At 50.4% G+C, this 26,746-nt stretch carries 32 protein-coding genes and 2 pseudogenes; 8 read left to right on the forward strand and 26 right to left on the reverse strand.

The window, feature by feature from the left end; genetic code table 11:
• From WMW72_RS26115 to WMW72_RS26175, 13 genes are all read right to left on the reverse strand, one after another.
• Positions 1-175, reverse strand: a 175-nt coding sequence (locus tag WMW72_RS26115) for a DNA adenine methylase (protein ID WP_341418656.1), incomplete at its 3' end; no start/stop codon positions are given.
• Between the two features lie 700 nt (positions 176-875).
• Positions 876-1,310 (reverse strand): single-stranded DNA-binding protein, encoded by a 435-nt coding sequence (gene ssb, locus WMW72_RS26120; protein ID WP_341418526.1) that lies wholly within the window; start codon positions 1,308-1,310, stop codon positions 876-878.
• A 3-nt stretch (positions 1,311-1,313) separates the two neighbouring features.
• Positions 1,314-2,234, reverse strand: a complete 921-nt coding sequence (locus WMW72_RS26125; RefSeq protein WP_341418527.1) for an AAA family ATPase — start codon at positions 2,232-2,234, stop codon at positions 1,314-1,316.
• Between the two features lie 14 nt (positions 2,235-2,248).
• Complete coding sequence (locus WMW72_RS26130; RefSeq protein WP_341418528.1) at positions 2,249-2,725, reverse strand: siphovirus Gp157 family protein; 477 nt, start codon at positions 2,723-2,725, stop codon at positions 2,249-2,251.
• 59 nt (positions 2,726-2,784) lie between these two features.
• A complete protein-coding gene (locus WMW72_RS26135) occupies positions 2,785-2,931 on the reverse strand; it encodes a hypothetical protein (RefSeq protein WP_341418529.1) in 147 nt (48 codons plus the stop codon).
• A complete protein-coding gene (locus WMW72_RS26140) occupies positions 2,928-3,071 on the reverse strand; it encodes a hypothetical protein (RefSeq protein ID WP_341418530.1) in 144 nt (47 codons plus the stop codon). The genes WMW72_RS26135 and WMW72_RS26140 overlap by 4 nt, the downstream gene beginning before the upstream one ends.
• A complete protein-coding gene (locus WMW72_RS26145; RefSeq protein ID WP_341418531.1) occupies positions 3,072-3,437 on the reverse strand; it encodes a YopX family protein in 366 nt (121 codons plus the stop codon).
• The gene (locus WMW72_RS26150; protein ID WP_341418532.1) at positions 3,434-3,652 is read right to left on the reverse strand and encodes a hypothetical protein; all 219 of its coding nucleotides are present in this window, start codon (positions 3,650-3,652) and stop codon (positions 3,434-3,436) included. The genes WMW72_RS26145 and WMW72_RS26150 overlap by 4 nt, the downstream gene beginning before the upstream one ends.
• Positions 3,653-3,656: 4 nt before the next feature.
• On the reverse strand, positions 3,657-4,037 hold the full coding sequence (locus WMW72_RS26155) for a hypothetical protein (RefSeq protein WP_341418533.1): 381 nt from the start codon (positions 4,035-4,037) through the stop codon (positions 3,657-3,659).
• Positions 4,037-4,222 carry a hypothetical protein gene (locus tag WMW72_RS26160; RefSeq protein ID WP_341418534.1) on the reverse strand — a complete coding sequence of 62 codons (186 nt, stop codon included), beginning with the start codon at positions 4,220-4,222 and terminating at the stop codon, positions 4,037-4,039. The genes WMW72_RS26155 and WMW72_RS26160 overlap by 1 nt, the downstream gene beginning before the upstream one ends.
• 53 nt (positions 4,223-4,275) lie before the next feature.
• On the reverse strand, positions 4,276-4,401 hold the full coding sequence (locus WMW72_RS26165; protein WP_341418535.1) for a hypothetical protein: 126 nt from the start codon (positions 4,399-4,401) through the stop codon (positions 4,276-4,278).
• Between the two features lie 11 nt (positions 4,402-4,412).
• The gene (locus WMW72_RS26170) at positions 4,413-5,201 is read right to left on the reverse strand and encodes a phage antirepressor (RefSeq protein WP_341418536.1); all 789 of its coding nucleotides are present in this window, start codon (positions 5,199-5,201) and stop codon (positions 4,413-4,415) included.
• Between the two features lie 12 nt (positions 5,202-5,213).
• Positions 5,214-5,453, reverse strand: a complete 240-nt coding sequence (locus WMW72_RS26175) for a helix-turn-helix transcriptional regulator (protein WP_341418537.1) — start codon at positions 5,451-5,453, stop codon at positions 5,214-5,216.
• Between the two features lie 153 nt (positions 5,454-5,606).
• Between WMW72_RS26175 and WMW72_RS26180 the strand changes: the two genes are divergently transcribed.
• Together WMW72_RS26180 and WMW72_RS26185 are read left to right on the forward strand one after the other, a co-directional pair.
• Positions 5,607-5,999 (forward strand): helix-turn-helix domain-containing protein, encoded by a 393-nt coding sequence (locus WMW72_RS26180; RefSeq protein ID WP_341418538.1) that lies wholly within the window; start codon positions 5,607-5,609, stop codon positions 5,997-5,999.
• Positions 6,000-6,241: 242 nt separating this feature from the next.
• The gene (locus tag WMW72_RS26185; protein ID WP_341418539.1) at positions 6,242-6,427 is read left to right on the forward strand and encodes a helix-turn-helix transcriptional regulator; all 186 of its coding nucleotides are present in this window, start codon (positions 6,242-6,244) and stop codon (positions 6,425-6,427) included.
• Between the two features lie 219 nt (positions 6,428-6,646).
• Here WMW72_RS26185 and WMW72_RS35695 read toward each other — a convergent pair whose 3' ends face one another.
• A complete protein-coding gene (locus tag WMW72_RS35695; protein WP_423227601.1) occupies positions 6,647-6,940 on the reverse strand; it encodes a LytTR family DNA-binding domain-containing protein in 294 nt (97 codons plus the stop codon).
• A gap of 104 nt (positions 6,941-7,044) precedes the next feature.
• On the opposite strand from WMW72_RS35695, the gene WMW72_RS26190 reads away from it, so the two are divergent.
• Positions 7,045-7,647, forward strand: coding sequence for a copper amine oxidase N-terminal domain-containing protein (locus WMW72_RS26190; RefSeq protein ID WP_341418540.1), 603 nt, complete (start codon positions 7,045-7,047; stop codon positions 7,645-7,647).
• A 129-nt stretch (positions 7,648-7,776) separates the two neighbouring features.
• Here WMW72_RS26190 and WMW72_RS26195 read toward each other — a convergent pair.
• Positions 7,777-8,124: pseudogene (locus WMW72_RS26195) on the reverse strand (sigma-70 family RNA polymerase sigma factor); the annotation flags it as partial.
• 369 nt (positions 8,125-8,493) lie between these two features.
• Between WMW72_RS26195 and sigJ the strand changes: the two are divergent.
• Both sigJ and WMW72_RS26205 read left to right on the forward strand, forming a co-directional pair.
• On the forward strand, positions 8,494-9,408 hold the full coding sequence (gene sigJ, locus WMW72_RS26200; RefSeq protein WP_341418541.1) for an RNA polymerase sigma factor SigJ: 915 nt from the start codon (positions 8,494-8,496) through the stop codon (positions 9,406-9,408).
• 101 nt (positions 9,409-9,509) lie between these two features.
• Positions 9,510-10,151 carry an FMN-dependent NADH-azoreductase gene (locus WMW72_RS26205; RefSeq protein ID WP_341418542.1) on the forward strand — a complete coding sequence of 214 codons (642 nt, stop codon included), beginning with the start codon at positions 9,510-9,512 and terminating at the stop codon, positions 10,149-10,151.
• A 179-nt stretch (positions 10,152-10,330) separates the two neighbouring features.
• On the opposite strand, the pseudogene WMW72_RS26210 reads toward WMW72_RS26205, so the two are convergent.
• A pseudogene (locus tag WMW72_RS26210) lies at positions 10,331-10,758 on the reverse strand (sugar ABC transporter permease); the annotation flags it as partial.
• Positions 10,759-10,936: 178 nt separating this feature from the next.
• Between WMW72_RS26210 and WMW72_RS26215 the strand changes: the two are divergent.
• Both WMW72_RS26215 and WMW72_RS26220 read left to right on the forward strand, forming a co-directional pair.
• Positions 10,937-11,728: a helix-turn-helix domain-containing protein gene (locus tag WMW72_RS26215; RefSeq protein WP_341418543.1), complete on the forward strand. Its 792-nt coding sequence runs from the start codon at positions 10,937-10,939 to the stop codon at positions 11,726-11,728.
• A 114-nt stretch (positions 11,729-11,842) separates the two neighbouring features.
• Positions 11,843-12,940 (forward strand): SGNH/GDSL hydrolase family protein, encoded by a 1,098-nt coding sequence (locus tag WMW72_RS26220; protein ID WP_341418544.1) that lies wholly within the window; start codon positions 11,843-11,845, stop codon positions 12,938-12,940.
• An 80-nt stretch (positions 12,941-13,020) separates the two neighbouring features.
• Here WMW72_RS26220 and WMW72_RS26225 read toward each other — a convergent pair whose 3' ends face one another.
• Both WMW72_RS26225 and WMW72_RS26230 read right to left on the reverse strand, forming a co-directional pair.
• Positions 13,021-15,495, reverse strand: a complete 2,475-nt coding sequence (locus WMW72_RS26225) for a hypothetical protein (RefSeq protein WP_341418545.1) — start codon at positions 15,493-15,495, stop codon at positions 13,021-13,023.
• A gap of 26 nt (positions 15,496-15,521) precedes the next feature.
• Positions 15,522-16,964, reverse strand: coding sequence for an L-arabinose isomerase family protein (locus WMW72_RS26230; RefSeq protein WP_341418546.1), 1,443 nt, complete (start codon positions 16,962-16,964; stop codon positions 15,522-15,524).
• 403 nt (positions 16,965-17,367) lie between these two features.
• Here WMW72_RS26230 and WMW72_RS26235 point away from each other — a divergent pair, with 403 nt between their 5' ends.
• Positions 17,368-18,186 (forward strand): SPL family radical SAM protein, encoded by an 819-nt coding sequence (locus tag WMW72_RS26235; protein WP_341418547.1) that lies wholly within the window; start codon positions 17,368-17,370, stop codon positions 18,184-18,186.
• 17 nt (positions 18,187-18,203) lie between these two features.
• Here the strand turns inward: WMW72_RS26235 and WMW72_RS26240 are convergent, their stop codons facing one another.
• The 8 genes from WMW72_RS26240 to WMW72_RS26275 all read right to left on the reverse strand — a co-directional run bounded on the left by WMW72_RS26240 (position 18,204) and on the right by WMW72_RS26275 (position 26,580).
• On the reverse strand, positions 18,204-18,764 hold the full coding sequence (locus WMW72_RS26240) for a DUF4825 domain-containing protein (RefSeq protein WP_341418548.1): 561 nt from the start codon (positions 18,762-18,764) through the stop codon (positions 18,204-18,206).
• Positions 18,757-19,443, reverse strand: coding sequence for a permease prefix domain 1-containing protein (locus WMW72_RS26245; protein ID WP_341418549.1), 687 nt, complete (start codon positions 19,441-19,443; stop codon positions 18,757-18,759). Before WMW72_RS26245 ends, WMW72_RS26240 begins: the two co-directional genes overlap by 8 nt.
• Entirely contained in the window at positions 19,440-19,790 is a 351-nt protein-coding gene (locus WMW72_RS26250; RefSeq protein ID WP_341418550.1) for a PadR family transcriptional regulator, read from the reverse strand. The genes WMW72_RS26245 and WMW72_RS26250 overlap by 4 nt, the downstream gene beginning before the upstream one ends.
• Before the next feature lie 282 nt (positions 19,791-20,072).
• Positions 20,073-21,587 (reverse strand): argininosuccinate lyase, encoded by a 1,515-nt coding sequence (gene argH / locus WMW72_RS26255; RefSeq protein ID WP_341418552.1) that lies wholly within the window; start codon positions 21,585-21,587, stop codon positions 20,073-20,075.
• A gap of 34 nt (positions 21,588-21,621) precedes the next feature.
• Complete coding sequence (locus tag WMW72_RS26260; protein WP_341418553.1) at positions 21,622-22,797, reverse strand: ROK family transcriptional regulator; 1,176 nt, start codon at positions 22,795-22,797, stop codon at positions 21,622-21,624.
• A 220-nt stretch (positions 22,798-23,017) separates the two neighbouring features.
• Positions 23,018-23,518 (reverse strand): C40 family peptidase, encoded by a 501-nt coding sequence (locus WMW72_RS26265; RefSeq protein ID WP_341418554.1) that lies wholly within the window; start codon positions 23,516-23,518, stop codon positions 23,018-23,020.
• Between the two features lie 223 nt (positions 23,519-23,741).
• Complete coding sequence (locus WMW72_RS26270) at positions 23,742-24,479, reverse strand: class D sortase (RefSeq protein ID WP_341418555.1); 738 nt, start codon at positions 24,477-24,479, stop codon at positions 23,742-23,744.
• Positions 24,480-24,558: 79 nt separating this feature from the next.
• Positions 24,559-26,580 carry an LPXTG cell wall anchor domain-containing protein gene (locus tag WMW72_RS26275; protein ID WP_341418556.1) on the reverse strand — a complete coding sequence of 674 codons (2,022 nt, stop codon included), beginning with the start codon at positions 26,578-26,580 and terminating at the stop codon, positions 24,559-24,561.
• Positions 26,581-26,746: the final 166 nt, after the last annotated feature.

Below are 26,746 nucleotides of genomic sequence, written 5' to 3' on the forward strand. Positions count from 1 at the left end.
CGTCCCCGTCAATATCGTTGACCGTCTCTATCGTAGATCGGGGTTTATTAAAGAAGATTCCGCCGGATCCGAAGTACAAGTCAACGAACACTTCATGCGGCGGCATATGGCTGATGATCCATTCCGCAATGCTCCACTTGCTACCGGGGTAGTGTAAAATACGTGGTACTCCCATACCCTCTTATCTCCCTTCCAAAAACTAACAATTGATCTATACGGCCCCCGCGTTGCTGGGATTATTCGTTCGTTTCGGGGGCCTTCGGCGGTTAATCCGTTTCTTCGCTGCAATATGGCGTGTTAAATTCCGCGTAATGACTGATAGATCCGTATGAATAGACCACTTCTCCATCATCCGTTGGGCGTGTAAAGCAGCTGCTCATAGCATCGTGAGTGGCCTGGATAACTCGGCCGTTCACGAAAATTAGGTATTCATTTTCCTCTATTTGTTCACGAGCTAATTTATGAGGGAAAGGGAATAGGTTCCACTTGATCATTGTTTTCATCCTTTCATCGACCCGACCGAATCCGCCCAGGCCGTATACTGGTTTATTGGTTTAGTGTCTTACGGTACCTAATACCGTCTACCGTTTCGTCTAGCCATCTGTGGCAAGGAACGCAAGCGTGTCGCAGGTCTTCTGCTGTCGTGCGGTGACGGATCTGCTTACGGCCCGTGATGTGCGCCATCTCCAGCGCCCGTGAACCGTCGCAGCGTTTACGCAACTCGCAGACGTCGCCAGAGCGCCGTTTAACCTCTTTGCGCACCTTATCCGATATGTCGCCCATCTGCTTCTGTGTGGGCTTAATGCGCCGTCCTGCGGTCTGCTGTGACTTGGAGTACGAGCGTGCCGGTTGATTTGCTAGGTTCATGGTTCACCTCAGAACGGAAGGTCATCATCACTGATATCTATAGGCCTGCCATCATCAGGAAAAGGATTACCTCGTTCCTGGCTTTCTTCCCCAGCCTGACGTTGTCGATCCAGGTCTTGTCCTTCAGATGAGCGCTCCAGGAATCGAACATTGTCGGCAATGACTTCCGTCACGTACACACGCTTGCCTTCGTTATTGTCATAATGGCGCGTCTGGATGCGCCCCTCTACTGCTGTCAGACGGCCTTTGCGGAGATAGTTAGCGCATGTATCAGCGAGTTGCCGCCACGTAACGACGGGGATGAAGTCTGCCTCTCGCTGCCCGTTGTTGGTGAATGGTCGGTCAACAGCTAGCGTGAACGTGCATGTTGCGATTCCGTTAGGTGTGTATCGCAGTTCTGGATCACGTGTCAGACGGCCGATGAGGATGACACGATTAAGCATAGGTTATGCCCCCTCTGCAGTTTGAGATTGCTGCTGTTTCGGCTTTGCCATTTCGAACAATTTAACCAAGAAGTCTTGTCCCTGCGGTTCTGTCAGATTGCCAAGCAGTTCTCCATATGTCTTCTTGGTCTGAACGTCGATGTGTTCTTGTTTGTAACCCAACTCGATCCACTTCGTGTTTATGGCGATCACTGTATGCGATTTAATCAACTCCACACCGTTCTGTAGCCACGCCAGAAGCTGTTCCCCATGCTCGGGCGTTATACGTACCGATTGGCCTTCAAAAAGCCCTGTACGGTCCTTGTTGGCCGTGGCGAACTTGTCAATATTCATGTCGAACATGATCGTGTACTCATATTCGAGTCCGTCACGTTGGATCGGTGCCATGCCCACCTTCTGCGGCTCCTTCTTGCCGCGGTCGTTCTCGACCAGTACGTATTCTGTTTTAGAACGAAGCGTGGAAATGATGTGGCACTTGGAACGTAGAATCGTCTCGATCAGCCGGTTGTGCTTGGGTGTAATCTTGCCCCATGCCGTAAACTTGTTGCCACTGCCGGCTGCTGCATCCACTTGCTCGAGCAGTCCACCTTCACCTGCCCATGCGTGTGACATAGAGTCCGTGATGATGGCTTCGACGCCGTAGTCTTCCAGTGCCTTAATGGCTTCGATGTACTTCTCCGTGGTGTATGGTGCTTCAAGATCTACTTTGATGAATGAACCAACCGGAACCCCGGCCTTAATCGTCTCGGCATAAACGTCAGCACTCTTGTTCTCCGTGTCGATCAGTCCGATCTTTTCCCAGTCTCCTGTCATGCCGTAGGCCAGTAGGAGAGCTGAAAGGGTCTTTCCGGAACCGCTGGGGCCAGCTAATGCCACACGAGCTTTGGACACTTTACGTTCGGCTTTTCGTATGACGATAGTCATGTTAATCGCTCCTTTTATGATATTCTCAGTGACTTTTCTTGTTTCAACTCTGCACCCGGAACTTCCACACCGGACGTAAGATCCTCTTTGATCTTCGTCTTACTCACCTGTGGCTGCGGATAGGTGTAATATTCGCCGGGCAGCAGGCTTTGGTCCGTAATCACGACGCTCGGCGGATTCATCTGCAGCCGGATTTTGAATAGGGACGATGTAACTTTGTCCATCCCGATCTTCTGCATCTGCACTTCGAGGTACGATTTCAAGCGCTCAGCTTGTCCATCAAAATGTTTAGCACGTTCTGACAGCCGGTGAGCCTCAGCCTTGCACGCGTCACGGTCTGCCAGGAGGCTGCGGTACAGTTTGCTGATGTTCTCGGCCTTATCCTCAAACGAGAGGTTCAGCGCCTCCAGCACGTCTTCCAGTCCGTCCTGTCCGGATTCGATCAGTTCAAGAACGGCGACCATGTTGTCTGAAATCTTATATAATTGCATACAATCCACTCCTTTTATGATAAAATGGACACAAAGAGTTCTTTCGACGGGACTTTTGCTTAGGCCGTGACGGACCGTGAATCTGTCAGGGCCATTTCAATTTCTGCGATCAATTCCATGTAGATCCGGCGTGTGATGCTGCCAATTGGCTCACGCATCATCTCGAGCTGCAGCCGGCGCTTCTGGTCCCAGAGTATGCCGATCATGCCTCCTCACCTCCCTCCGGTTCGACGTAATCAGGGTGCTGCCATGGCTTCATCGGCTTGCGCCTCTGCCGGGCCTCTTCCTGTTCTAAAAGCCAACTAAATGCATCGTCATAGTCAACAAAAAGGTTGTCGTTGTCCATCTAAGCCTCCAATAGATCGGGATTTTCCGGAATTATTCGTCCGCCGTCATGTAGTTTCCAAAGCAGCGTTTCTTTGCCCCAAGTAGATGGAGCGTCCCATTCTACGCAATACATTCCGTTCCTGAAAACCACAGTTCCAATATCCTTCTCATGCTGGAATCTGTTCTTTTCGTAGATATCCTTCCCGTTTTCATCTGGAAGTCCGGTGTATTGACCAACTGTTTCGGGATCGACTTTATGCATATCAAGGTTTTCTTTTAATGTGATGTAATGCGTCCCATAGCCCCAAGAAGCATCGAAATGGTAGTAGCCATACACCCACTGTTTGTTGTCAATCCGTCTTCCGCAGAACTTAATCTCTCTCATACAGCCTTTCTCCCTTCTTCAACCTCGCGCTTAAGGTGATAATTCCACTCGATCTGCCTGTCTGCTTGCTGCCGCTCGTATTCGTCCAGCGTCATTACTTCGACCGCCGTGTAACCACGGAATGTTAATGACCTGAAGAGGTAGTCCATGTCAGGAGCGCTCCAGACGAAGTTGCGGCCGCATTTCGTTTTAACGTGGTATTCGATTATTTCCATATGATCACCCTTCCCTATAGTCTGGATGGTGCCAGCCACCCGTTGTCTCGTCGTGCAGCAGCATTTCATTGCCAGGCTTATACATAGCCGACCTCACATACAGGCAATCCCGGAGGTGATGCTCAGCCTCTCTCAATGATTCAGGCTTGTTCTTCATCTGTTCAAGCTCGTTCAATAGGTGATTGGCCGACGAAGCAAATTCAGACATGATCTGCTCGTCCAGGTTCATCTCGTACACGCACTTCCGGAGCAACCGAGTCGTATACTCGTCGTTCCCAGAGAAAGCAGCGTCATATACGGCCTGACGGTCTTTAGGCAGCATCCTGGACTTCCGGCTTTCCTCGACCGCCAGATCCGCATTGGAGTATCTATCGTAGATTGACATTATGACGGCCTCCTGACCCGTTCCACGCCTTCGTCAGCCGCGCATTCCCAGCAGCGGTTCCGACCGTTTACCACTACCGATGCCATCGCCTGGCATTCGCATTGCACGATGGATTCCGCGAAGTCGGCCAAGTAGCGCCGTGGGTATCCGTCCCTTTCGATTTGCACGATCATTGGGTGGTCCATGTTTTTTCCTCCCTTATATTCAATAGAAGTAAATTTTGGTAAAATCGATTAGGTTACTTTCCTGCTGCCTTCTGCAGTTCCGTATATTGCTCAACCGCTTTTTTTTGAAGCACCGGCGCTACTTGCTTGATCAAACTGCCGGATTGGGCCATCGGTCCTTCGATGAGTTTGATTTTCATGGCTTGGCTCCTTAACCGGCCTGCATACGGCCTTTGAATTTATTAATGAAGTAAATTTGCCCTTTGCCGGTAACCTTGGATGTACGAGTGATTTTAATCATCCCGTCCGAGCTGCTTCGTGATCCTGTTTTGATCTCCATGAGTCGGAGGTCCATCGAACGCTGTGTCGGCATGTTGTACTGCTCTCCGGATTTGATCAGGTATCCTTCTTCGCGGAGAATCTTGAACAAACGATTCTGTCCGACATCAATGCCGTTTTGCTTCAGCACCTTGGCAAGCTCGCCGATCAGGATCGAGTCATCCGAAACTTGTAGCGATTCCGCGAATATAACTTTTGGACGGTCCGCTTCGATCTTGGCTTCAGCTTCCAGCCGCGCGGACCGTTCACGTGCTCTCTCGTCTTGTTCGTGTTTCAGTCGAGTGAGGACGACGATCAGGCCGTCTGGGTTGCTTAGTGCGTCAGCCAGGGTTTCGGGTGTCATGTATGCGCCGTGTTTGCGGATGCTTGGGAGGACTTCGCTGGTTACCCATTTCCGGAATGCTTTAGCTTCAGCTTTGCGGCTTTCGAGTATGACGTCATATAAACCGTCTTCGTTAATAATCGTTGTATCTTGTGATCGTCCAACGGAGTCGCGGATGGCGTAGGTTGAACATACGTCATCGGAAATCCTTTGACGTACTGCCCGCGAAGCCAGTTCAAGCAGGTCGCATACGTCCTTCAGTACAAACCAAGGTTCATTCTTTATCAGAACCGTGCGGACATTAGCGCCGTTGTAATTGAAAATTTGCGGTAGGTTCATAAGTTCATCTCCTTATGCTAACTTTTTGTTCGTTATTCGAGCGTTTCTGGCAAAAAAAAGTTGCTCAATACTTTTTTTCAAAACCCTAGAAATCGAATAGGCACTTCTCAATGATGGGGTAACTTCTCCTCGTTCTATGTTGCAGTACATAGAGCGCGATATTCCAGACAACTTAGCCACATCATCCTGAGTAAGTTTCATCTCTCGCCGCGCTTCAATTAGTTTTTCTAATGGCATTAGTTGCTTTTTCAAAATGTTCACCTCCTTCCTTGTGTGCTCGTTTTTTGAACAACCTTGATAATGTTATTATATGCTCGCTTTTCGAACATGTCAACAGGAAATTGCTCGTTTTTAGAACGTTTATTTTACGAACATTATGATATAAAATGAATGGAGGAAGTGAGAGTGATTCTCGTGAAGAAGAATTTTAGCGAGCGTTTAAAGGAATTACGTGCAGAAAAGGGATTAACCCAAGATCAGGTTGCCGAGTTTCTGGATATTCCCCACTCTAATATTAGGAGGTATGAATCCGAACCAAAAGGAATACCTAGGAGACAACGGTTGGAATTGATGGCTGACTTCTTCGGCGTTTCAATTGATTATTTGATCGGGAGAACAGACGAAAGAAATAAGACCATTAGCCAGGGTGCCAATGATCTATTGGATGCGATTGATTTATCTAAAGAAGATGCTATTAAGAAGATTAAAACTACATTTAGCTTCAATGGAGATAGACTTACAGAAGATCAGGCGAAAACAGCATATTATCTACTGTTGGGGGTGTTGAAGGAGAAGTAGAACATTTGTTTTCTAAACGTTCTTTAAGTTCTAAATAATCAAGACCTAATTCTTTGAAAATTTCTATTATATCAGGCATGATTTTTTTATCCTCCATGATGCACCGCCCTAAGTTTGTATTTGAGTATTAATAATACCATAACTGAATATGTAAGAACATATGTTTGGTTAAATACTATAAAAATGAGGCGCATATGGCTATCCAGGTAGGGAGAAGCCGTTTGCTGGAGTTAATGGGAGATATGAATCAAGCCGAACTAGCTCGACGTATTAACGTTTCGGAATCGTTCATTTCTCAAGTTATTAACTCTAATGGTAAGATTACTTTCTCGCTTGTTAAAGCGAAGGAGGCCTCCGACGTGCTTGGCTGCCAGATCGAAGACCTCCACGAGTGGATCACCATTCCATCAAGCGAACGGCGTGAGTAGGATTTCACTACTCTCCCACTAAGAGAACTTAAGGATCACTTAAGTTACCTTAATGTTGAGTCCATATTACGATAAATCACCTCATTTTAACAGTGCTTTTTTGATTAAATCTGTCATTGGATGTTATGGATTTATTTGTAACAAGCGTAACATATAGATAGAGAAAATGTTGTCGAATTAGCATCAAAAAACGACCGAAACTGTTACGTTTTCGGTCATTCATTCATCATTTACCATTTTGTTTCTAATGTACGCAACAATATCTTTCTTTCTTCGGCGAGATACTGGCATAGCCGGGTATCGGTCCTGGTCAAAGTAAAGCCGGTTTGCTTTCGGATCATAAGCCGTAACCCTGGGCATATAAGCATACTTACCCCGAAACACCTGTAAGAAACCATGCTGCGAAAGAATGCGGTCTAGTTGTTCGATCATAGATCCCTCGTATATCTCATCCTTGGTATGAACCACGATCTGACGGTCGTCAATTTGGACGATTAGTATTTCATCCATCATCTCACCTCATTGGTACTATTACCCAGAGCAAGATAATTTATTCTAAAGTTTTCCTTTGAATCTTCCGATTAGTAAAATATACCTATATCAAGGAGAAGATACGTATGAAAAAGAAATTATTGGCTGTTACTGTGTTGCTTATGCTATTTTCAGGGGTCGCAACAGCTTCTAGTATCAATGGAGACTATAAAGGTTATCCGATTGTAAAGCTTGTGGTTAATGGAAATGAAATCAGTTCAGAAATACCTGCCATAATTATTGATGGAGTAACCATGGTTCCGCTAAGGGTAGTATCGGAAAAACTTGGGGCTAAAGTTTCATGGTCGTCAAAAACTTATACAGTTGATATAAATTCAACTGGACAAGCTCAATCGCAAAATCAAAATAAAAAAGCAAACGTTACTTTATACTCGAATGACGGAAAGGTTTATCTAGGAAAACTTACTGCCGATACAACTGATCCTGATTCTATCTACAATGAATTTGGCAGTTACGGAGGTACGTTTTCCGCAAAAAGCATTTTTAATGAATTTGGAGACTATGGAAGTGAATTTTCAGATAAAAGTGCCTTTAATAAGTTCGCAACTCACCCACCAATTGTAGTATTAAATGGAAGTATCATGGGTTATTTAACGATTAACAGTACTCTAAAAGACGCAATAAATCCACAAGGTTTAAGAGAATTTCTTGAAGACCAAGGATACTAAGCCCTTATTAGGGCTTTTTCTTTTGTCTTACCAAATCTACAATAGTCATAATGCCAACCAGAAGATTCTTCACCCAAAATAAAAAGCCCTGCCTGGGCTTTCCTCACCTCTATGAAGCACCACTCCAGACATTAGATTCTCATTCTCGATACAGCGAGCGGCGAACGTGGCGAGCTTGGTCCCTTTATCCGGGGAGAATGACTCGATGGCCTTGATCAATCCGATCGTCCCGATGGAGATCAAATCCTCTAGATCCTCGCCGGTGTTGTCGAACTTCTTGACGATATGCGCAACAAGCCGCAGATTGTGCTCAATCAGCAGGTTGCGGGAATGTTGATTGCCTTGCGCAAACAATTGGAGATGCTTAGCTTCCTCATCATCCTGCAGCGGTTGGGGAAAAGCATTGTTCTTTACGTAAGAGACGAGCAGTGATAGCTGCTTGATGAACAGAGCAATCGCAGCAAACAAACCTGGCATGAATGGAGCCACCTCCACGATGTTGTCACGAAGCACAAGCCAGATGCTTCGAGCGAACAGTCAGACTGTTCTATAAGTGTATGTGGGCAGCCGCCTATTCGTGCCTGTCTTTACGGGATAATGTGAAAAAGCGCCAGCTAGCTTACTCTTATAAGACTCATGGACGAGCATCACGAAGTATTCATGAAGACCCTTAGTCGAGAGAAACATTTATTAACACAAAGGAATTTACCTTATTTTCAACATGATTGGCTGCGTTTTTTATTCTACAATAATCACGCTAAAATTGGGAATTCTATATTAAATCGTGATATTCTCATTCATAAGTGATCCTATTCGCTTTAAACAAGGTTTTAAAATCCCGGATGATTGGAACTAGACGAAATGATTGATTACCATGCCATTTATGATCAGTATCGCCCGTTGCTTTTCTCTATCGCTTATAGGATGCTCGGCATGTCTCAGGACGCCGAAGATGTCGTCCAGGACGTGTTCGTTGCCTTGCAACAGCAAAATACCGAAGTCAGCCATATTAAAGCGTATCTTTGTAAACTTGTCACCAATCGTTGCTTGAATGAGCTCAAATCATCGCGAAAGGCAAAGACGACCTATATCGGCCCGTGGCTGCCTGAACCGATCGTAACTTCGGCAGAAGGCAATCCCGAAAAGGCTTTTGAGCTTAAGGACGACATCGCCTACGCATATCTAGTCGTGATGCAGCGGTTGACGCCGATGGAAAGGGCCGTCTTTGTACTGAGGGAAACACTCGGCTTCACTTTTGAGGAAATCGGAGAATGGATCGGTAAATCTGAGGTTAATTGCCGGCAGTTGTTCAGTCGCGGAAAACGCAAGCTGAACGCTACGAAAGACGACGCCGGGATGCCGATTTCGCCATTAAAACCTGACTCCCAAGCACTGAGTGCCTCATTCAGCGCAGCTTTTCGCGCTGGAGATATCGCCGCTATTGTTGAATTGCTGAGTGAAGACACCATCTTGCTCACAGACGGCGGCGGCAAAGTAAGGGCTGCCATCAACCCGATATGGGGCCGGGATCGCGTCCAGGCTTTGCTGAGCTATTCCATTTCTAATTATCTCCGGGATGGCACAGTCGAGAAGGTGGTCGTCAACGGCATTGAAAGCTTTATGGTTATGTATGACCGCAACCCATATGCGGTTTACTCCCTTGCTTTTAATCCTGACGGTTCTGCCATTTCTCGCGTATATGTCATTATGAATCCGGACAAACTTCATGGTGCTGTCCGTTTGTTCGAAAGACACTCCTAAAGAGTTCTAAATTTTTTATTGATCCTTGTCACAGATAGGTTCCTTCCGTTGTCTTCTTTGATGTACAAAACAAACTAAAAAAAAAATGGAGGAACCATCTAATGAGCAAGCTGCTTGTCATCAATGCACACCCGGAAGTAGAATCCACATCATCATTCAGTCTACATGTATTGAATTACTTCTTGAGCAAATATAAAGAGCAACATTCTATTGAGGAAATCATAGAACAAATTAATTTATACCAGGACGTTATACCCATGATAGACCAAACTGTTTTAAGCGCGTGGGGAAAACAAAGAAACGGTGAAGAATTAACAACCGAAGAGCAAAAAGTAATCCAGCGCATGAATGAGGTATTGCAACAATTTAAAAGTGCAAATAAATATGTAATTGCGTATCCATTGCATAACTTTAATATTTCATCAAAACTAAAAGATTATATGGACAATATTCTAATCGCCAGGGAAACGTTCAAGTATACCGAAACTGGTTCGGTTGGTCTTCTTAAGGATGGAAGAAGTATGCTGGTCATACAAGGGAGCGGATCCATCTATACCAACAATAACTGGTATACCGAAGTTGAATACTCCCACAAGTATTTGAAGTCGATGTTTAATTTTCTTGGTATTGAGGATTATGAAATACTTCGGGTTCAAGGAACCTCTATCTTAGATAAAGATGAAGTCTTACAGAAAGCATATGAAGAGGCTGAAGAAGCAGCTTCAAAACTTGCGATAAAATAACACGATTCCCGCTGAAACACGTTGATTGAGTACCAGATTCTCTCGCTCCGAACTGCACCTCCTTTGTCAGCCAGGACTAACAAAGGAGGTGCAGTTTATGTTTAGGCGGACTACTTTTTCGGTTACTCATTCCTTCACACTGCCTAGCACTATCCCTTTCGTGAAATAGCGCTGTAGGAACGGGTGTCGCCAAGAAAAAAGATCGGCTCGATCCCGAGGCTCTGCAGCCCCGCGTTAACGATCCCTGTTTTCGGTGAGAGCACATCGATCAGGATCCGCTCAGAATGACCCATGATAAGAAATGAGGCAAGTAAATGAGGGTCTGTACGAAGCGCTTCACGACTTCCTTCCGAATCTCGTTCAGTAGCAACGAGACTATAATGGGTACGATGAGCCCCACGAGGATCTTCATGCCGGCGATATAGATCGTATTCCATAGCACTTGATAAAAATCCGGAAGCTCCATGACATAACGAAAGTTGTCCAGGCCAATCCATTTGGAATGAAATAACCCCTTCGTCGGAATAAACTTTTGGAATGCAATAACGGCTCCTACCATCGGATAGTAACTAAATATCAAGATCGCGGCCAGCCCTGGTATCAACATGGCATGTTTCTTTTTATTATATAGGAGACCAGGATTATCGAATACGATTGCTTCCTTTCAGCATAGTCATATCCACTTGAATCTGGCTATGAATGAGACCATGATTATTGGAGGCAGGCTACGATTTTGCTATAATCGATTAGACTTCCGATGATGGGAACAAGGGGGATTTCGCACAATGATTCATCCAATCGCCATCTACTTCGAGCATTGTGAGCCGGATTGGCATGTCCCGCACGCGGCAGCTCATAATCATATTTTAATTTTGATCACTGGCGGCGAGATCACTTATACGGTCGAATCCCAATCTTTTACTTTGAAAAAAGGCGACCTTCTATTCGTGCCGGAGGGACATATTCGAAGTGCACTGAACCATTCCAAGCAGGCACACGACATGTATGTCGCGCATTTCAAATATTCGGGAATTGGGGACGGATTGCCGCTGCTTGCCGAGCCCGCCTGTCAACTCATAAGGCCGCATAACTTCGATTACATCCGGCAGCGCTTCTCTTCTCTTACGCAATACTGGCTTCAAAAATCGACGTACACGCACACGCTGTGCCATAGCGTACTTCTAGAAATCATCGCGGTCATCAACGAAGAGGCCAATCAAGGATCTATCACACACCCTAAAGCTCATGGGATTACCATGCAGCTGAAGGACTACATTCTGCATCATTACCGCGAGCAAATCGGCATGAAGGAGCTCGCCCATCATGTGGGGCGGACGCCAAACTATATCAGCACCGTCTTCCGGGAAACGACCGGTCAAACGATCACCGACTATATTCAGCAGATCCGAATAGCCTCCGCATGCGATCTCTTGACCGGCTCTCAGATGAGCATCGGAGAAATCTCCGATTTTCTCGGATTTTGCGAGCAGTCCTACTTCAACAAAGTATTCAAAAAAGTAACGGGTACCATGCCCTCCGCGTACGTCAAGGAGCGTTTGAAGGTGTGGAAGAAATAAATCGTAGCAGGACTCCAAAAACCATCGAAGCCTTCATTGTTTCCACTCCTCATATTCCCTACAATGAAGATGATTCGGATCGTTAACATTTTCATTGACTGTGAGGAATGAACGATGGAAAAAACGGCCCATCCTATTCACAAGCTTGACAAGAACATGCAGCCCGATGTACCGTGCTGCGACCAGTGGGAATGGCATTCGCCGCTTGCTTCCCCCTTCCTTATAACCGGACTGCCCTGGCTCGCACAGGACGGACTTTATCGAAGACTTCCGCTGAATCCGAGCCATCATATTCGATCAGAAGTGGACCGTCTTGCCAATTTTACAACCGGCGTTCAAGTTCGATTTCAAACCGACTCCTCGAAACTCGCCGTTCGAATCGTATTAGCCGACAAAGCCACGATGTACCAGATGTCTGCTACGGCTCAATGCGGCGTTGATTGTTATATCGGCCCGGCAGGTGAGCAAACCTATGTAAACACCACACGCTTTGAACTGGCGCAAGCGGAATATGAGAGCGTTCTCTTCGAATCCTTGTCTACAGAGATGCGGGAGATTACGCTCAACCTCCCCCTCTATCAAGGGGTCAAGGAGCTATGGATTGGAACTGCACCTGATGCTTCAGTGGCAGAGTTCCATGGGTTCTCGTCGGATAAAAAAGTACTCCTTTACGGCACCTCCATCACCCACGGTGCTTGTGCGTCCCGGCCTGGCATGGCCTATCCGAATCAACTAAGCCGTATGTTTCCATTCGAGTTCGTCAGTCTCGGCTTCTCAGGAAATGCGCAGGGTGAGCCCGAATTGGCTCATCTCATTAGCCAGATTCCCAATCCTGCCTTGCTTGTACTCGATTATGAAGGAAATACGCCCAGCACCGAGCACCTCGAACAATCCCTGCCGGCCTTCATTCGCATCTATCGCAAGGTTCATCCGGAGGTCCCCATTCTCGTTATCTCTCAAATCCGTCTTGCCAAAGAAGCCTTCGACGAAAATCTGCTGCAGCGCCGGGAACTGCGTAAAGAGCTTCAACGCGCAGCCGTAGAACGCTTGAATCAAGAGGGAGATGCTCATATCCACTTCTGTGACGGCTCTGAGCTTCTGGGCCCGGACTATCAAGAATGTACAGCTGACGGCATCCATCCTTCCGATTTGGGCTATAAGCATATGGCAGAGAATCTCAGGCCTATCCTAACAAGTCTTCTGATCCGTTGAAACCTCATCATACCAAAGACCTCAAGTTCACAGGAGCTTGAGGTCTTTGATCTCACTTCAGACGATAGGTCATGCTCACATCACCAGGAAATATGAATCGTTCCGGTGATCCCGACAAGGCGCAGTCGATTACCTTCCTGCCCCCCACTCCAATCCAATAGGCTTCCATCACCTTGTTTGATTTCTATAGCTCCCGATGCTAACATCTCGATTGGCGGATAGATGGTTACATCGGCGTCCCGCAAATGACTGATGCTCAACGTGCGGACCATCTGCTTCATTCTGGACGGAGTCGGCTGATTCTCACGGCACGATACCAGACTCCGCTCCCGCTGGTTTACGAAAACACGGCACTCGTCCCGGAACGTTCGATCTAGTGCATACAGTTCCGCCTCGCCCTCGCCGAGAACAATAGATTGGCCCGGGAACAAAGGTACACCCTCAGGGAAGCGCAGCTTCAGCTGCACGGACGAATCCTGCTTGCAGCCTGTCATGATGAAGCCGTTCCGATGTCGCGAAACGAAGGTAAGTACGGATTGCGAATCGGGGTCTTGCTTCACTTGCCGCATCGACATGCCAAAGTCCTGCAGCATATACCGAAGCAAAATCGACGTGTCCATCCATTCGTTCTCCTGCCGAACCGGCAGATGGGTGACCCCCGCCTGGTCGAAAGCCAGCGAACCGCGCACCCAGCCGATGCGACCGCCGTTCCATTCGGACAGTGACCGGGAAAGCGCGAAGATGCGTTCCTCGCCTTCCTGTACAGCGACCGCACCGACCCGCGTCCCGGTATCTGCTCTATCACGCAGTATAAGGTCCAACATGCCGTCCCCGATGTCGGCGCGATGCCTCAGCTTGCGCTCCCCCCTATCGCCGTAAACGTCGTCTTCTTCGAACGATAGCTCGAGGGCAAAATCCCCCTCCAGCCCCGCTCCGTCGGCAGGTTGTACATTCAACAGCTCTTGTAGCGCCGGCTGCCGTACGTCGCCGTACACCAGCACCTTACCGCCACCACGGACCATGTCCGCCAGCTCGGCAATTCGGGCTTCGTCCAGCCACAGCGACGATACGAACAGTATCGTACTGCTCAGCTTACGCCGGGCTTCGGTCGACATCGCGCGGAACGTGTCTGTGCCGAGTACCGTGTTGAGCGGAAAGCCATGATTGATGGCGCAGCGCACGAACCAATCATGGAAGAACACGCGGCCAGAGGCCGTGTTATCCTCTTGCAGCGCCTCGTGCAGCTCACGGAACGGATACAGCCAAGTGACGAGACCCGGTTCGTCCGGGGCTTCGCGGAACGCTTTCTGCAGATGGGGAATAATCTCCGCAGGTCCGTCCCCCCACAGCTCGCCCTTCTCCGTATCAATCGTCAGGATCTCTACGATACCAGGCATCTCAAGCGCTCCATCTGCGTTCATGCGCGCGACCGACAGCGGCCCGTAAATGTCATGCGGCTCATGGTCATAATAGTCCCACCAGGGATTTTGCCAAAACCACGGATCATTCACATAAAAACGGTACGGATACGTTTCCCCCGGCAGCTCCGCGATTCTGGACATGTATCCGGTCAGCTCCAGCCCAAAATCGTAATTGAGCGCTCCCCACGGAGAGTTTGGCGGCGGGAAGTCCAGATACTTCTTCTCGTATAGTTCAAGAAACGGAATGTAATCCTTCGCCAAGTCCATGCCGGTTCCGTAATTCGTCCCTCGCACCTCTGTCCTCACACCTGGACATTCCCGCTTGAACAAGTCCCAGAACGACATGACTTTGGAGGAAAGCTCCGTGTAGTCCGCTAGCGGGAGGTCGGTTCCGTTATAGTTAGCGCCTAAGTAAGTCCACGGGAAATAAGACAATGCGAAACCATTGGAGAACCAGATATAGTCGAAGCCGATCGCGGGCAGGAAGCTCGCGCATTGGCGCCCGAGATACTCCCCGAACGGAGTGCCTTCCAGGATGCCGTCCGGATAGGCCGCGTAAGCTGCAGTATCCGCCTTCAGCTTGGACCAGGAACAGACGACGGTATAATCGGCCTTCAGCGATACGTAAGTCCCCCCGAGCTCCGCGCGGTTGATTTCCGGATGATCCTTATACTTGAAATCCGAGTAGGCAAACTCCGGACCCGCGTCAAAAGGAACCCCAACTTCCAGACGAACATGAAACTGCTCCGCCGCAATTCGCTTGAAGGCGTCGACAACCCTGCGCAAATCGCCATAGGTGAAACGAACGGGATGGTCCATATACAGGCGAGCTATGTGGGGATCGCTCTGATCCTGGACATGGCTGAACATCTCTTCGTTGGCAAAGCCGATATAACGGGCCCACTCGAATTCGTCCTCTAGCTGACCGTTCCAAGTCAACATCTCGCTGCCGTCCGAAACCCACAGCAGCAGCGATGCGGATTCAGCCATACCGATGAGCGGCTGCCACTGCCGCAGCGCTTCCGTACAAACTTCATCAATCGCCGATTGTTCGAGACTTTTGAACGGCTTAAGACTCATTTCCAGGGTAGCCCGCTTCAGGAGCCTGCTGCTTCCATTTCCCGGTTGCTTCAACTTGTTCACTCCCTTTTCACTTAGCCTTAGATGATTTGCAGCTCGATGCCGAGTACCTTGGCAACGTTGCGGATTTTCGGGGCGACGTGCCCGACGCCCAGCGCGAAGTGATGGGTCGGACCGGCCGAGCACCATTTCTCGACAAACTCAGCTACGGAGCAGCCGAAGCTGCAGCGCGTATTCGTGTTGCCGGTTTGTGGAATCTCTCCCTTGATGGATTCGCCTTCCGTAGCGATCATCTTGAATTTACCATCCGCCGTCTGGGAAATACCAAGCAATGTTACCGGACCGGACTTGATGCTGAACTCAACACCGATGCCGGAGCCGCGCTTGCCGTGGAACAAATCCAGCCCCCGAATAATCGGTCGGCCGTCACTAATTTTAATGTTATGCGGCCCATCATGACCTACCAGCACGATGTCGTCCACGAAGTCGCAGGGATGCAGCTCCGCGAATGAGCCTCCTGCATCCAGTCTGTCCATGATCAGCATCGCTGCGCATGTCTTCAGATCCGCTTCGCCCGCAAGCGGTATCCCTTTTGCTGTGAGCAAAGAATTGCCGAGCACCATATTCGAACCGATCCGCTCGTATTCATTCCCGTCCAAGCCTCGGTAATAGTACGCAAGTCCGGTCAAGCCGTTCTCCTGAACGAGCTTGTCGAGCCCGACAGCAACCTTGGCCGACCAGTCCAGATCCTCCGGCTTAATGGCTCTCGTCACCGGATCAATAAACGGATCGGCGATCGTAAATACGCTCTTGATCTCGTCGATTTTATTCGCAGTTTCGGCAGTGGTTACGCCGTTCACCAGCTTAGCCAAATCACACATTTCCAGCATCTGCACATGGGAGCCGAAGGCAGCCGTAAACGCTGTCGGATCTGAATTCATGTCGTACATCCCCTCGTAGGTGTGACCCAGGTAGCCGATTCGCGCATGCTTGAACGCACGGCGCGCATTGGCTACCTGACACCATGACTTCAGCTCGTTCACAGCTCGGGGATCATCATGGAGCGTGCCTACGATCATCCCTGCAGCAGGCTTTCCTGCACGTATCAGCACCCCTCCGATTTCGGGAAGCGAACAGATATTATCGTTGGCAAGCTGCATGTATGTTGTCGTATTGCGATAGTCAAGCCGTTTTCTCGGCTGGAGTGCGACTAGAACGGTCGGCACACCGACATTCAGAATGGCGGTAGCTGCCGAAGAAGAGGTAACGTAGGTGCTCAAAAAACAAAACAGAAAATCGATATCCTGACGTTTCAAGTACGAAGCCGCCGCAAATGATTTGTCGACATTGTCCACAAAGCCGGCCGAAACGACCTCGACCTCATGGGCGGACAACATCCCCTCAAATTCCTTACCGTAACCGGCCAGTTCTTCCCGGAGTCCCGGAAATTGCTCCCAATAAGGCTCATGCCCTACCGTAATTACGCCTACGCGCGCCGATGCACGTTTGAATGATACACTCATTTTCAATTCCCCTTCGATTGGTATGGACCACACTAATAGATTAGTAAATCCGCACATTTCGAACAATGAACCGTGCAATCATTATTGGAATAAATCTACGATATCGAACGAAAAGCCCACGACATATGCAAATGAATGTAAGCGTTTAGTTATTTATTGATAGGTAAGAGTTCGGATACCGAGGAGAATTTTGGGGCAACCGGATTGGATGCGGAGATACTTAGGATGAAGAATGGATCACTTTTTTGCTGCAAGACGACAGTGAAGTTGCCTTCCCTGGGATAGATACTTGGATTCCTTCCATGTATCTTGCTCTTTTATTAGGGATCAGGTGCGTATCGATCTGGATAAAGTTATACTAATCATAGAGACAACCGGAACGGCATAAGCCAGGGAGGCAGGCATGAGAACGGAATATTTAGTCAAACAACCCAAAACGTTAATGAATAAAGGATCCGGCTTTCTAGGAGGCTACAGCCACACGCTGAACCCTTATACAGGCTGTTCATTCGGCTGCTCCTACTGCTATGTGCGGCAGATGCCGGTGGCTACATTTCGGGGAGCGGAGTGGGGAAGCTGGGTCGATATTAAGAAGGGAGCAGCGGCGATTTTCCGCAAGGAGCTGCTTCGGGCCAAGGCCAAAGGGCCCGTCACCATCTTCATGTCTTCCAGTACGGACCCTTATCAGCCGATCGAGCACCGGGAGCGTGTCACCCGCTCCTTGCTGGAAGTGATGGCGGAGAACCCGCCTGACTTCGTCCTGGTACAAACCCGCAGCCCGCTCGTCACGCGGGATATCGACGTCTTGCAGAAGCTTGGGGATAAGGTCAGGGTCAGTATGACGGTGGAGACGGACCTGGAGGACATCCGGAAGACGTTTTCTCCCAGCGCTCCGCCCATCCAGGCGAGGCTGCAAGCCCTACGGCTACTGGCCGATGCAGGGGTACAGACCCAGGCGGCGATAGCGCCGATGCTGCCCAGCAGCGAAGCGTTTGCGAAGCTGCTGCGGCCGTTAGTCAACCGGGTCTGCCTGGATGATTACTTCATGGGAGACGGCAGCGGAGGCAGACGAACCCGCAGTCTGGGCATCGCTTCCCTGTACCGGGAACTGAGGCTGGAGGATTGGTACGCCCCCTCTGCGTATCGCCTCGTCTACGAACGGTTGAGGCAAGTTTTTCCGGAGGATCAGATTTACATCAGCCAGCCGGGCTTCGAGCCTTGACGCTCCTCCTGCACTTCTTACTCTGTTGTCAGCACGGTTTGGGCGAACCTAGCCGAATAAGCATGGTCACCCAGTCTGTGCTGCACCTTGGTCCTCCACATCTCTTCCTCCAACAGACCGGACAGCCCCGTCCCGTACCACAGCTTCATAGCTGAGCGCTTTACCTGGTAAGACTTATTCTCGAAGCTGAATGTCAGCCCCTCCAGATTATCGATCAAGGCGAAAGCCGCGGTCGCGTTATACAACAGGGATCGCTCAACCTGTTCTGCGCCAAGTACCTCTGTATTCCCTTTGTACAGAATCTCAGCAGTCAGCGCTTCCGAATTCAACTGGAAAGTCATGCCCGTACGGCTTAAGGGCAGAGCGTTGAACAGATTAGAAAGATTCGAGAAATCCCCCATATACTTGCTCCGGTATTTCTGCAGGATAGCCGGGTCATGAGTCAGCGGATTCTGCTGCTCCACCTTGTACTGCTGCGCGTTAAGCTCCATACGCGGGAGGATCACTCCCTTCACAGCCATCGTCAGCAATATACCCAGTACAAATAGTGCGAAAATCAACCAGCTTCGGCTACGCATCGACAAAGTCATCGTCTCCACCTGCCTCATGTTTATGTGCGAGCTTGATAGACGCCGTAAAGAGCAGCGGGATGAGCACAGATACAAACGGCAGCGCGTAACGGATGGCGACTACGCCCCATTGATAAGGCCCGCTGAGCGTAACCGGCCTGGAGAACCATATGTTGCTGCCGAATTGAACGGCTGTCACGCCAAGCACCGAGACGACAATATATAATCCCCATACCTGCCAAGCCAATCTACTGTAACGCGAGATCGAAGCCAGCCGGAATACCGCCACCTTATCCCGCGGGGCCGACCATAACCTCAGGCCTGCGAACAAACATCCCACTATGAAGGCGATAACGAGCAGCGACAAGTTCAGCAGCGCCCCTATACCCGCCACCTGAATCGGTATTGTCACGATCCAGGCAATCAGAGCATACAGTAGCGCTACCTGCGAGAGCTCGGTCCAGAAGCGGTGAATATAGATGCGGGACGTACCCTCCATCAGAAAATCTACGGTATTCATATGCTCGATGGCCTTGCGTACAGCCGCTCCGTACTCCATGCCTCCCGATGTCAGATCCGCTACTTTCGACTCCAGATTCCCTAGAATCTCATCCTTCAATTCATCTGTCCGGCTGTTGGCCGGATACGGTCTGAACAAGCGCTCCACATGAGCTTGCAAGAGGTTCATTCTCCCTCTCCCCCCTCTTCCAATAATTCGTCGATCAGCTGCCTGCCTGCCTTCCACTCCGCCAGGTTACGGTGAAACGCCTCTACACCCGCAGTGGTAATCTTATAGTATTTACGTCGTCCGCCCTGGCTTTCATCGCCCCAGTACGACTCAATCAGCTTCTGGCCCTCCAGCCTCTTGAGACTGGTATACAAGGAAGGCTCCTTCAGCTCGTATCTTCCCCGGCTTTTCTTATAAATAGCTTTAATAATCTCATAGCCGTAATTATCCGCGTCACACAGGACGCGAAGGATGATCGTATCGATATTGCCGCGTATCAGATCGCTGCTGATCCCTGTTTCTTTCACTACCGCTTCACCTCTTCATGTATATCGTATAGCATATTACTATGCATGTCAATGTACTTAATGAAACATAACACAATAAAAAGAGCCTTCCATCGCGAATACCACACGTGGAAAGGCTCTAGATTCAGTTACGCATTCCGTTATGCATTCCGTTACGTATGCTGTCAATAAGCAGCTCCAGCTTTCTTTATACGATCATAGGCCATTTAGCCGAATGCTTCCTGGATAAGCGGGGCTCTGACTCGGATCAGGGACAACACACCCGCCTCACGCAGGCTCCAGCTATTCGACTTCCAGGCTCCACTGTTCAACGGTTGCATCGAGGTTGCGCAGAGCACCCACGCACTGCTCCGCGGAACGGGCCAGCCAAGCTTGATCCTCTGCATGCTGCTCCAGACGGAGCTGAATCACCCGGTTGATTTCCTTGGGACTTGGGCCTCCAGGCAGCGAGCGAATTTGTACAAAGTAATCCGGGTCCAGCGCCTGCTGCAGCATCGACTCATCAAGACTCAGATCGTGCCCGATGACATCCCGAGCCGCCCGGTTGACCAGTTCCAGCGTAATTTCATTGGCATTCAAGCCGCTGGCCATGGCTGTTTTGACCACGGCGCTGACGATATGATGCGATTTACGGAAGGAGAGTCCGTCCGTCCGCACCAGCGTATCAGCCAGTTCGGTGATCGTAGCGAAGCTTTGCTTAGCCCGGTCACGGAGTTTTTCTTTGTTGACTTCCATCGTTCCGACTACGCAAGACAGCAAGCGGAAGACCTTCTCCAGCATCTCCATGCTCTTCCATGCATAAGGCTGCATATCGTCCTCGGTGTCCACAATATCGCCGAACGGCGTATTGTGAATCATGGTCAGCACGGTATTCGTGTTGCCTACGCAGCTAGACAACAGGGCCCGCATATGCTCCAGCGAGACCGGATTGCGCTTCTGCGGCATGATGGAGCTGATCTGTACATAAGGGTCTGCCATCTTCAGCACAGCAAACTCCTGGGTGCACCACAGCAGGAAGTCCTGCACAACCCGTCCCGTGTTGATCGCCGCCAGTTGAACGGCCGTCATAATCTCGGCAATATAATCCGCTCCGCCAATTGCGTCATAGGAGTTGTCGATCAGCTCCTGGAAGCCCAGCAGGGTCATCATCTTCTCCCGGCTGATCGCAAAGCCCGACGTCGTCAGGGCAGCCGCTCCCATGCTGCTCCGGTTGCAGTTGCGGTAAGCCTCCGTCATCCGCCGGATATCCCGGCTTAGGGAATCAACAACCGCCATGATATAGTGAGCCAGCGTCGTAGGCTGTGCCTGCTGGGTATGCGTATAGCCGATCATGAGCGTGTCCACATGCTCCGATGCGAATTGCAGCAGCGTTTCCTTCAGCAGCAAGGCCGACTTGATCGTGACCAGCAGCTTCTCGCGCAGCGTCATCCGGTAGATGGCAATCCCCATATCGTTGCGGCTGCGCGCCAGATGAAGATTGCCAGCGATATCCCCGGCCTTCTGCAGCAGTTGATGTTCGACCTGGAAAAACAAATCCTCGAACTGGCCCGTATAGGCAGACTGCCTTAAGGCATCCAGATCCAGGCCCGCGATAGCCTTCGCGATCTGTCTGGCCTCCGGCCCGGTGATCAGCTCCTGCTCCAGCAGCATGATCAGATGTGCCTTGTTAATCGCCATCATCGGGCCCAGCAGGTGATTCTTCGCTTCGTTATATGCCGGCTCCAGTACAACCTCCGTATAGGTTTTGCCGGGGAAGGAGGAGCCCTCCTCTTTTCTAAAATCGTACGGGTAACTCATCTGCTACATCCCTCTCTATGTATAATTGCGATGTTCAGCTACGAATTTTCCGAATCGTGGAGAAGGATTCGATGGCACTGTAGATCGCTCCGATAATGCCGGACTGTTCACCCAGCACGGCAAACTCCATCCGTGGTACGACGGGAACCCAGTTTTTCAATAGAGCCTCCATACGGCGCAGCCCACCCTCCCCGATATGCACAATCTCTCCATTGAGAATAAGCAGCTCCGGGTCCAGAATGCTGACCATGTTCGCGATCCCGTAAGACCAGTGGGTCAGCACCTCCTCCAGCAGCTCCTCCGCCTCCCTGACGCCTTCGGACGACTTCTGCAGCAATTGCTTCACGACGCTCGTCTCTTCCTGCAGATCTGGGAATAACCGCTTGGCACGTTCCGTGATGCCTGGAATCGCATAATTATTCTCGAATACGCCATAGCCGTCCTGGGACCTGTCCTGAACCGGACCAATCATCATATAGCCGATCTCGCCTGCGGCCTCCATACTGCCCCGGTAAAACTGACGGTTCAGCATGATGCCCGCTCCGATCCCCGTGCCTATATGCATGTAGATCAGATTGGATACTTCCCGACCGGCGCCCTGGTAATACTCCCCGAGTGTCATCATATTGACGTCATTATCAAGCGTGACCGGGAGCTCCAGACGTTCTTCCAGCTCCTTCTGAACCGGAAGGCCCATCCAGCCTGTGCTCGGGGCATAACTGATCGTCCCGTTCCGCTTCTGGGTAATGCCCGGCAAGCCAAGTCCGATGCCGAGAATCTTCTCTTTCTCATAACCGCTCTGAAACAGCAAGGAATGGAGTCCTTTTTCCAGCTCCAGAATCGCTCTCTCACCAGATACGGATTCATTCATTCTCGTCGTATATTGACACAACGGATCTCCCTTGAGATCCGCCAGAGCCATATGTAAGACCGTTCCTTCGAAGACCGCACCGATCACTGCGCTGAGCTTGTAGTTGTATGCCAATAAAATGGGCTTCCGGCCCGCCTTGGATGCACCCTCGCCAATTTCGCAAATCAGATCCTCACCGATCATTTCCTCCACCAGTGCGGAAACCGTCGGTCTGCTCAATGCCGTTGCCTTGGCCAGATCTGCCCTGGACATCGACCCTTGCTTCCTTAGCCGGTACAGTATACTTTCCTTGTTCATTTGCTTGACCATCTTGATATTTCCAGGTTGCCCTAGGTCCAATAGTCGTTCCTCCCTCCTGCCTTCCTCGCTTGCGTGAGATACAGTCAACAGGCATTTTATTTGTTAGTTAAGATAACTAACAAATAATTTACTCCTAATATAGTTCCAATTGCTGGGTGTGTCAACGATTATCATAGGCAGACTTAGCCTCTTGCAGCGTACATAAAAAAACAGAGCCCCTTAGCTGTCTAAGGAGCTCTGCCGCTTATAGTAAGTAGGTTTACAGGACGCGTCTTGCTGTTACAAAGGTCTTGTCCCAGGTACTGCCTTTGAAGTTGGAAATGGTAACGCCGACGCCAACCTTATAAGTATGAAGAAGCTTGCCATTGCCGATATAAATGCTCACGTGATTGATCCTGCCGTCGCGGTTCGTATCCGAGAAAACCAGATCTCCCGGCTGCAGCTGGCTCTTGCTAACCTTTCTCCCGACCTTGGACTGATCCTGGGAAGAACGAGGCAGGCTGATGCCATGCTTTTTGAACACATATTGTGTAAAGGAAGAGCAATCGAAGGAGCTCGTGTTCCCGCTCTTGGCGCCAAATTTATAAGGCACGCCCAAGTAATGCTTGCCTGTTTGAATGATTTTGCTGGCAGTCGTTGAAGCCGAAGCGGCATAAGCCGTTTGAGGGGCGGTCAGATAGTGGCCTGAGAAAGCTACCGTAAGGCTGAGCGTAATGCCCGCTAACGTTTTACCAATCAGGCTTTTCTTAGATGTGTTCATGACTTCCTCCTAAGTATATGATGGGTTGGGTCAACTACCCAATAACACCATACCACAATCACGGAACCCACCATTTACCAGGAAATCCGCAATCCCTCTTCTTTCCTCACTAAAGTCGCAATTATTAAAAGTTCATGAGAATGTTTTACAGTATTTACTCTTGACAACATTCAGCCCAACCTTCTCTTACGCAAAGTCCCGGCAGCGCTTAGACGGCTGCGTATTAAGACTTGCCGGATGCCACGGCATGTACAATAAATCGGTGGGTGCCCGTATCGATCGGGTCGCAAGTGATCAGCGTAAGAAAAGCACCGGTACGAGACTGCTTCAACACCGATACCTCGTCAGGCTCGACGATGGCCGTGGCGGTAACGGTAAATTCCGTCTTCGTGCTTCCCACACGGACAACCACCGTATCTCCTGCCTTCAGCTCCACCAGACGATTGAATAGGCGTCCATAGCTAAGGCTGCGATGGGCTGCAATGACGGCATTCCCCGTCTCCCCGGGCATCGCCGTTCCCTTGAAATGCACGGCCCCGAGTCTCATATTCGCCTCACTGACGCCCGATAGAATGGGGAGCCTAGAGTCGATACTCGGAATTTCAATCACACCGATCGCTGTGGGCTTGGACTCGGCCTGACGCTTCTGCGCGGGCTCAGCCTTCGGATCAGAAGGTTGCGCAGACGCGGTCGTCCCTGAGGCTGGAGCCGCCGAGCCTTCCGAAGTAAGGGTCCCGCTTCCGCTGCTTGCAGGCAGCGTACTGCCGGAAGGCGCCTCACCCTGCTGCTCCTCTAACCCGGCAGCAAGCTCCGATGCCTCGCCGGCCTCTTCCATAGCGGAGAAAGCCTGCAAGGAGACGAGCAATTCCCGCTGCTGCTGGTCCTCACGCGCTTGCTGCACATGCGGATACGCAATCGTGCAAAGCCCCACAAGCACAAGGGCAATGGCCCCTTTTCGCATCGTTATCCCCTCCTCATCCTACACTCTGCTCGCAGCAGAAAAATTGAAAAGGGGACCCGAGGTCCCCTTTTCAACGGCCTTACGCGCCGGTACGACGGCGCTTGATGCCAGACACGATACCCGCTGCAATCAGCAAGGTGCCGATGCCGTAATACGTCCAGGGCAACTTCTCGCCTGTCTGCGGAAGCACGGGATAGCCGAGCGGAATGTCTCCTTCGGGGATCAGCACTTCCGGCTCCGAAGCGGCCGGCTGCGTCTGATCGTCTGGAGCTTCCTGCTTCTCAGGGAGCACAGCCGGATCGGTTCCCGGTACAGTCGGCGTGCTTGGTGTCGTCGGCTTGCTCGGATCCGGCTTCACGACTGGCCCCGTCGGTACCTTGTCATCTGGAACTTTTACAGTTGATGGTGGGTTACCACCGGGCGGATTACCACCAGGTGGATCGCCATCACCTGGATCGCCACCGCCCGGATCGCCATCACCTGGATTGCTGCACAGCACTGTGCTGGCCGCGACTGTTTCCTTGCTTTCACCACCGGCCTCAACCTTTAACAGCTCTCCGTTTGAAGCCACGGACAATTGAATCACAGAGGACCCCTTAGCCACCAGAGAAACATGACCGATTACACCCTTCAGGCTGTAAGTCACTTCGGTCACCGTCTCGTTGCCATTGGTCAATTGGAAGCGGACGATGCCGCTCTGATTGACGCAAAGCGGTGCCGCATCGATGCGTTGGACCGGATGGCAGCTCTCCGCATTCGGTGCAACGGTCTTTTTGCTAACCCCTTTAACCGTGATCGTCAGCGGTTCCTTACTTGTCGATGCAAGCTCCACCGTCTTGCTTTCTCCCGCAGCCAGCGTTACTTGCCCCGTTGTATCGCCCAGGGAGTAACCGACCTCTGCAGACACCTTATTCCGATTCGTCAGCTGGAATCCGACCTTGCCGCTATCCTGTACGCAGAGCGCAGTTACATCAATCAAGTCCACGGGGCTCTCGGGATCAGGAGGGCAGTTCTCCGTATTCGGAGCAACGGTCGTTTTGCTAACCCCTTTGACCGTCACCGTCAGCAGTTCCTTACTCGTCGACGCAAGCTCCACAATCTTGGTTTCTCCCGCAGCCAGTGTCACTTCCCCTGTTGTTCCGCTCAGGGAATAACTCACCTCGGCAGTCACCGCATTCCGGTTCTTGAACTCGAAGCGGACCTTGCCGCTCTCCTTCACGCAGAGCGCCGATACGTCGATCAGCGCCACGGGGCTCTCAGGATCAGGAGGGCAGCTGGCCGGATTGGCCGCAACCGTATTCTTGCTAACTCCATTCAGGGCTACCTGCAGAATAGCCGTACTATTGGAAACGATTTCAATTACTTTGGATGCATGAGCCTCAAGCGTCACTTGCCCCGTTGTCCCTCCCAGGGTGTAATCGACGGTTACGCTCGAGGTGTTCCTGTTTGTTAATTCGAAACGCAGGACGCCAGCCGTATTCACACACAGTGCCGAAGCGTCGATCAGATCGAGCGAAGGCGGTTCAGGCTCAGGCGTGCATGAATTGACCTGGTAATTAACGAGTGCCTTGATCAATAGCGCAGCTGGATGTCCATAAGGGATGGATGAGATCACAGGTCCCTTGTACAGGTCCAATTGCCAATAGCCGCATGGAATGTTCACCTCAACGGTATACGTGCCCGGCCCGTAGATGGCTGTTTTGTTATCGTACAGATACTGCTTGTTGTACGGAGCTCCCATATAGTTCGGCTGTACATTATCCTTGTAGCCATAGCTGGAGAAGGAAAGCTGGATATCGCAATATCCTTCAGGAATCGTGAAGGTAACCTTGCCCGCTGTCAGATTCGGCTTGAGAATACTTTGCCAGACCGGTTGGGTCGTGGCTGTCCAAGGCTTGCATGCGCCTTCGTAGACATCTTCCACTACGGTGGCAGAAGATTGAACTTCGCCATACACGTTGGGCTGGACCGTTAGGGAGCTATCGGATCCCTCGAATGCACGGGCTGTCGTATCTGATAGACCGAGGAGAGGAAACACCAGGGCGAGCACCAGAAGGACGGACATCCACAAGGCCAACGTGCGGTTGACTTTACCTTTCATAGTTTTGCTCCTTTTTGTATACAAATCTAAAATTATGTACTGCGTATTATTGCTGACCAAACCGGAAAACGACCGTCCAAACTGAATCCGTTTCAATTACGCTCGCTTTTTACCATATAAGCCCCCCCTCGGATTACTCAGAACTTGATACATATCGTATCATATT

Source organism: Paenibacillus filicis (genome assembly GCF_038070315.1).
In the GTDB taxonomy this organism is placed as follows: Bacteria; Bacillota; Bacilli; order Paenibacillales; family NBRC-103111; genus Paenibacillus_G; species Paenibacillus_G filicis.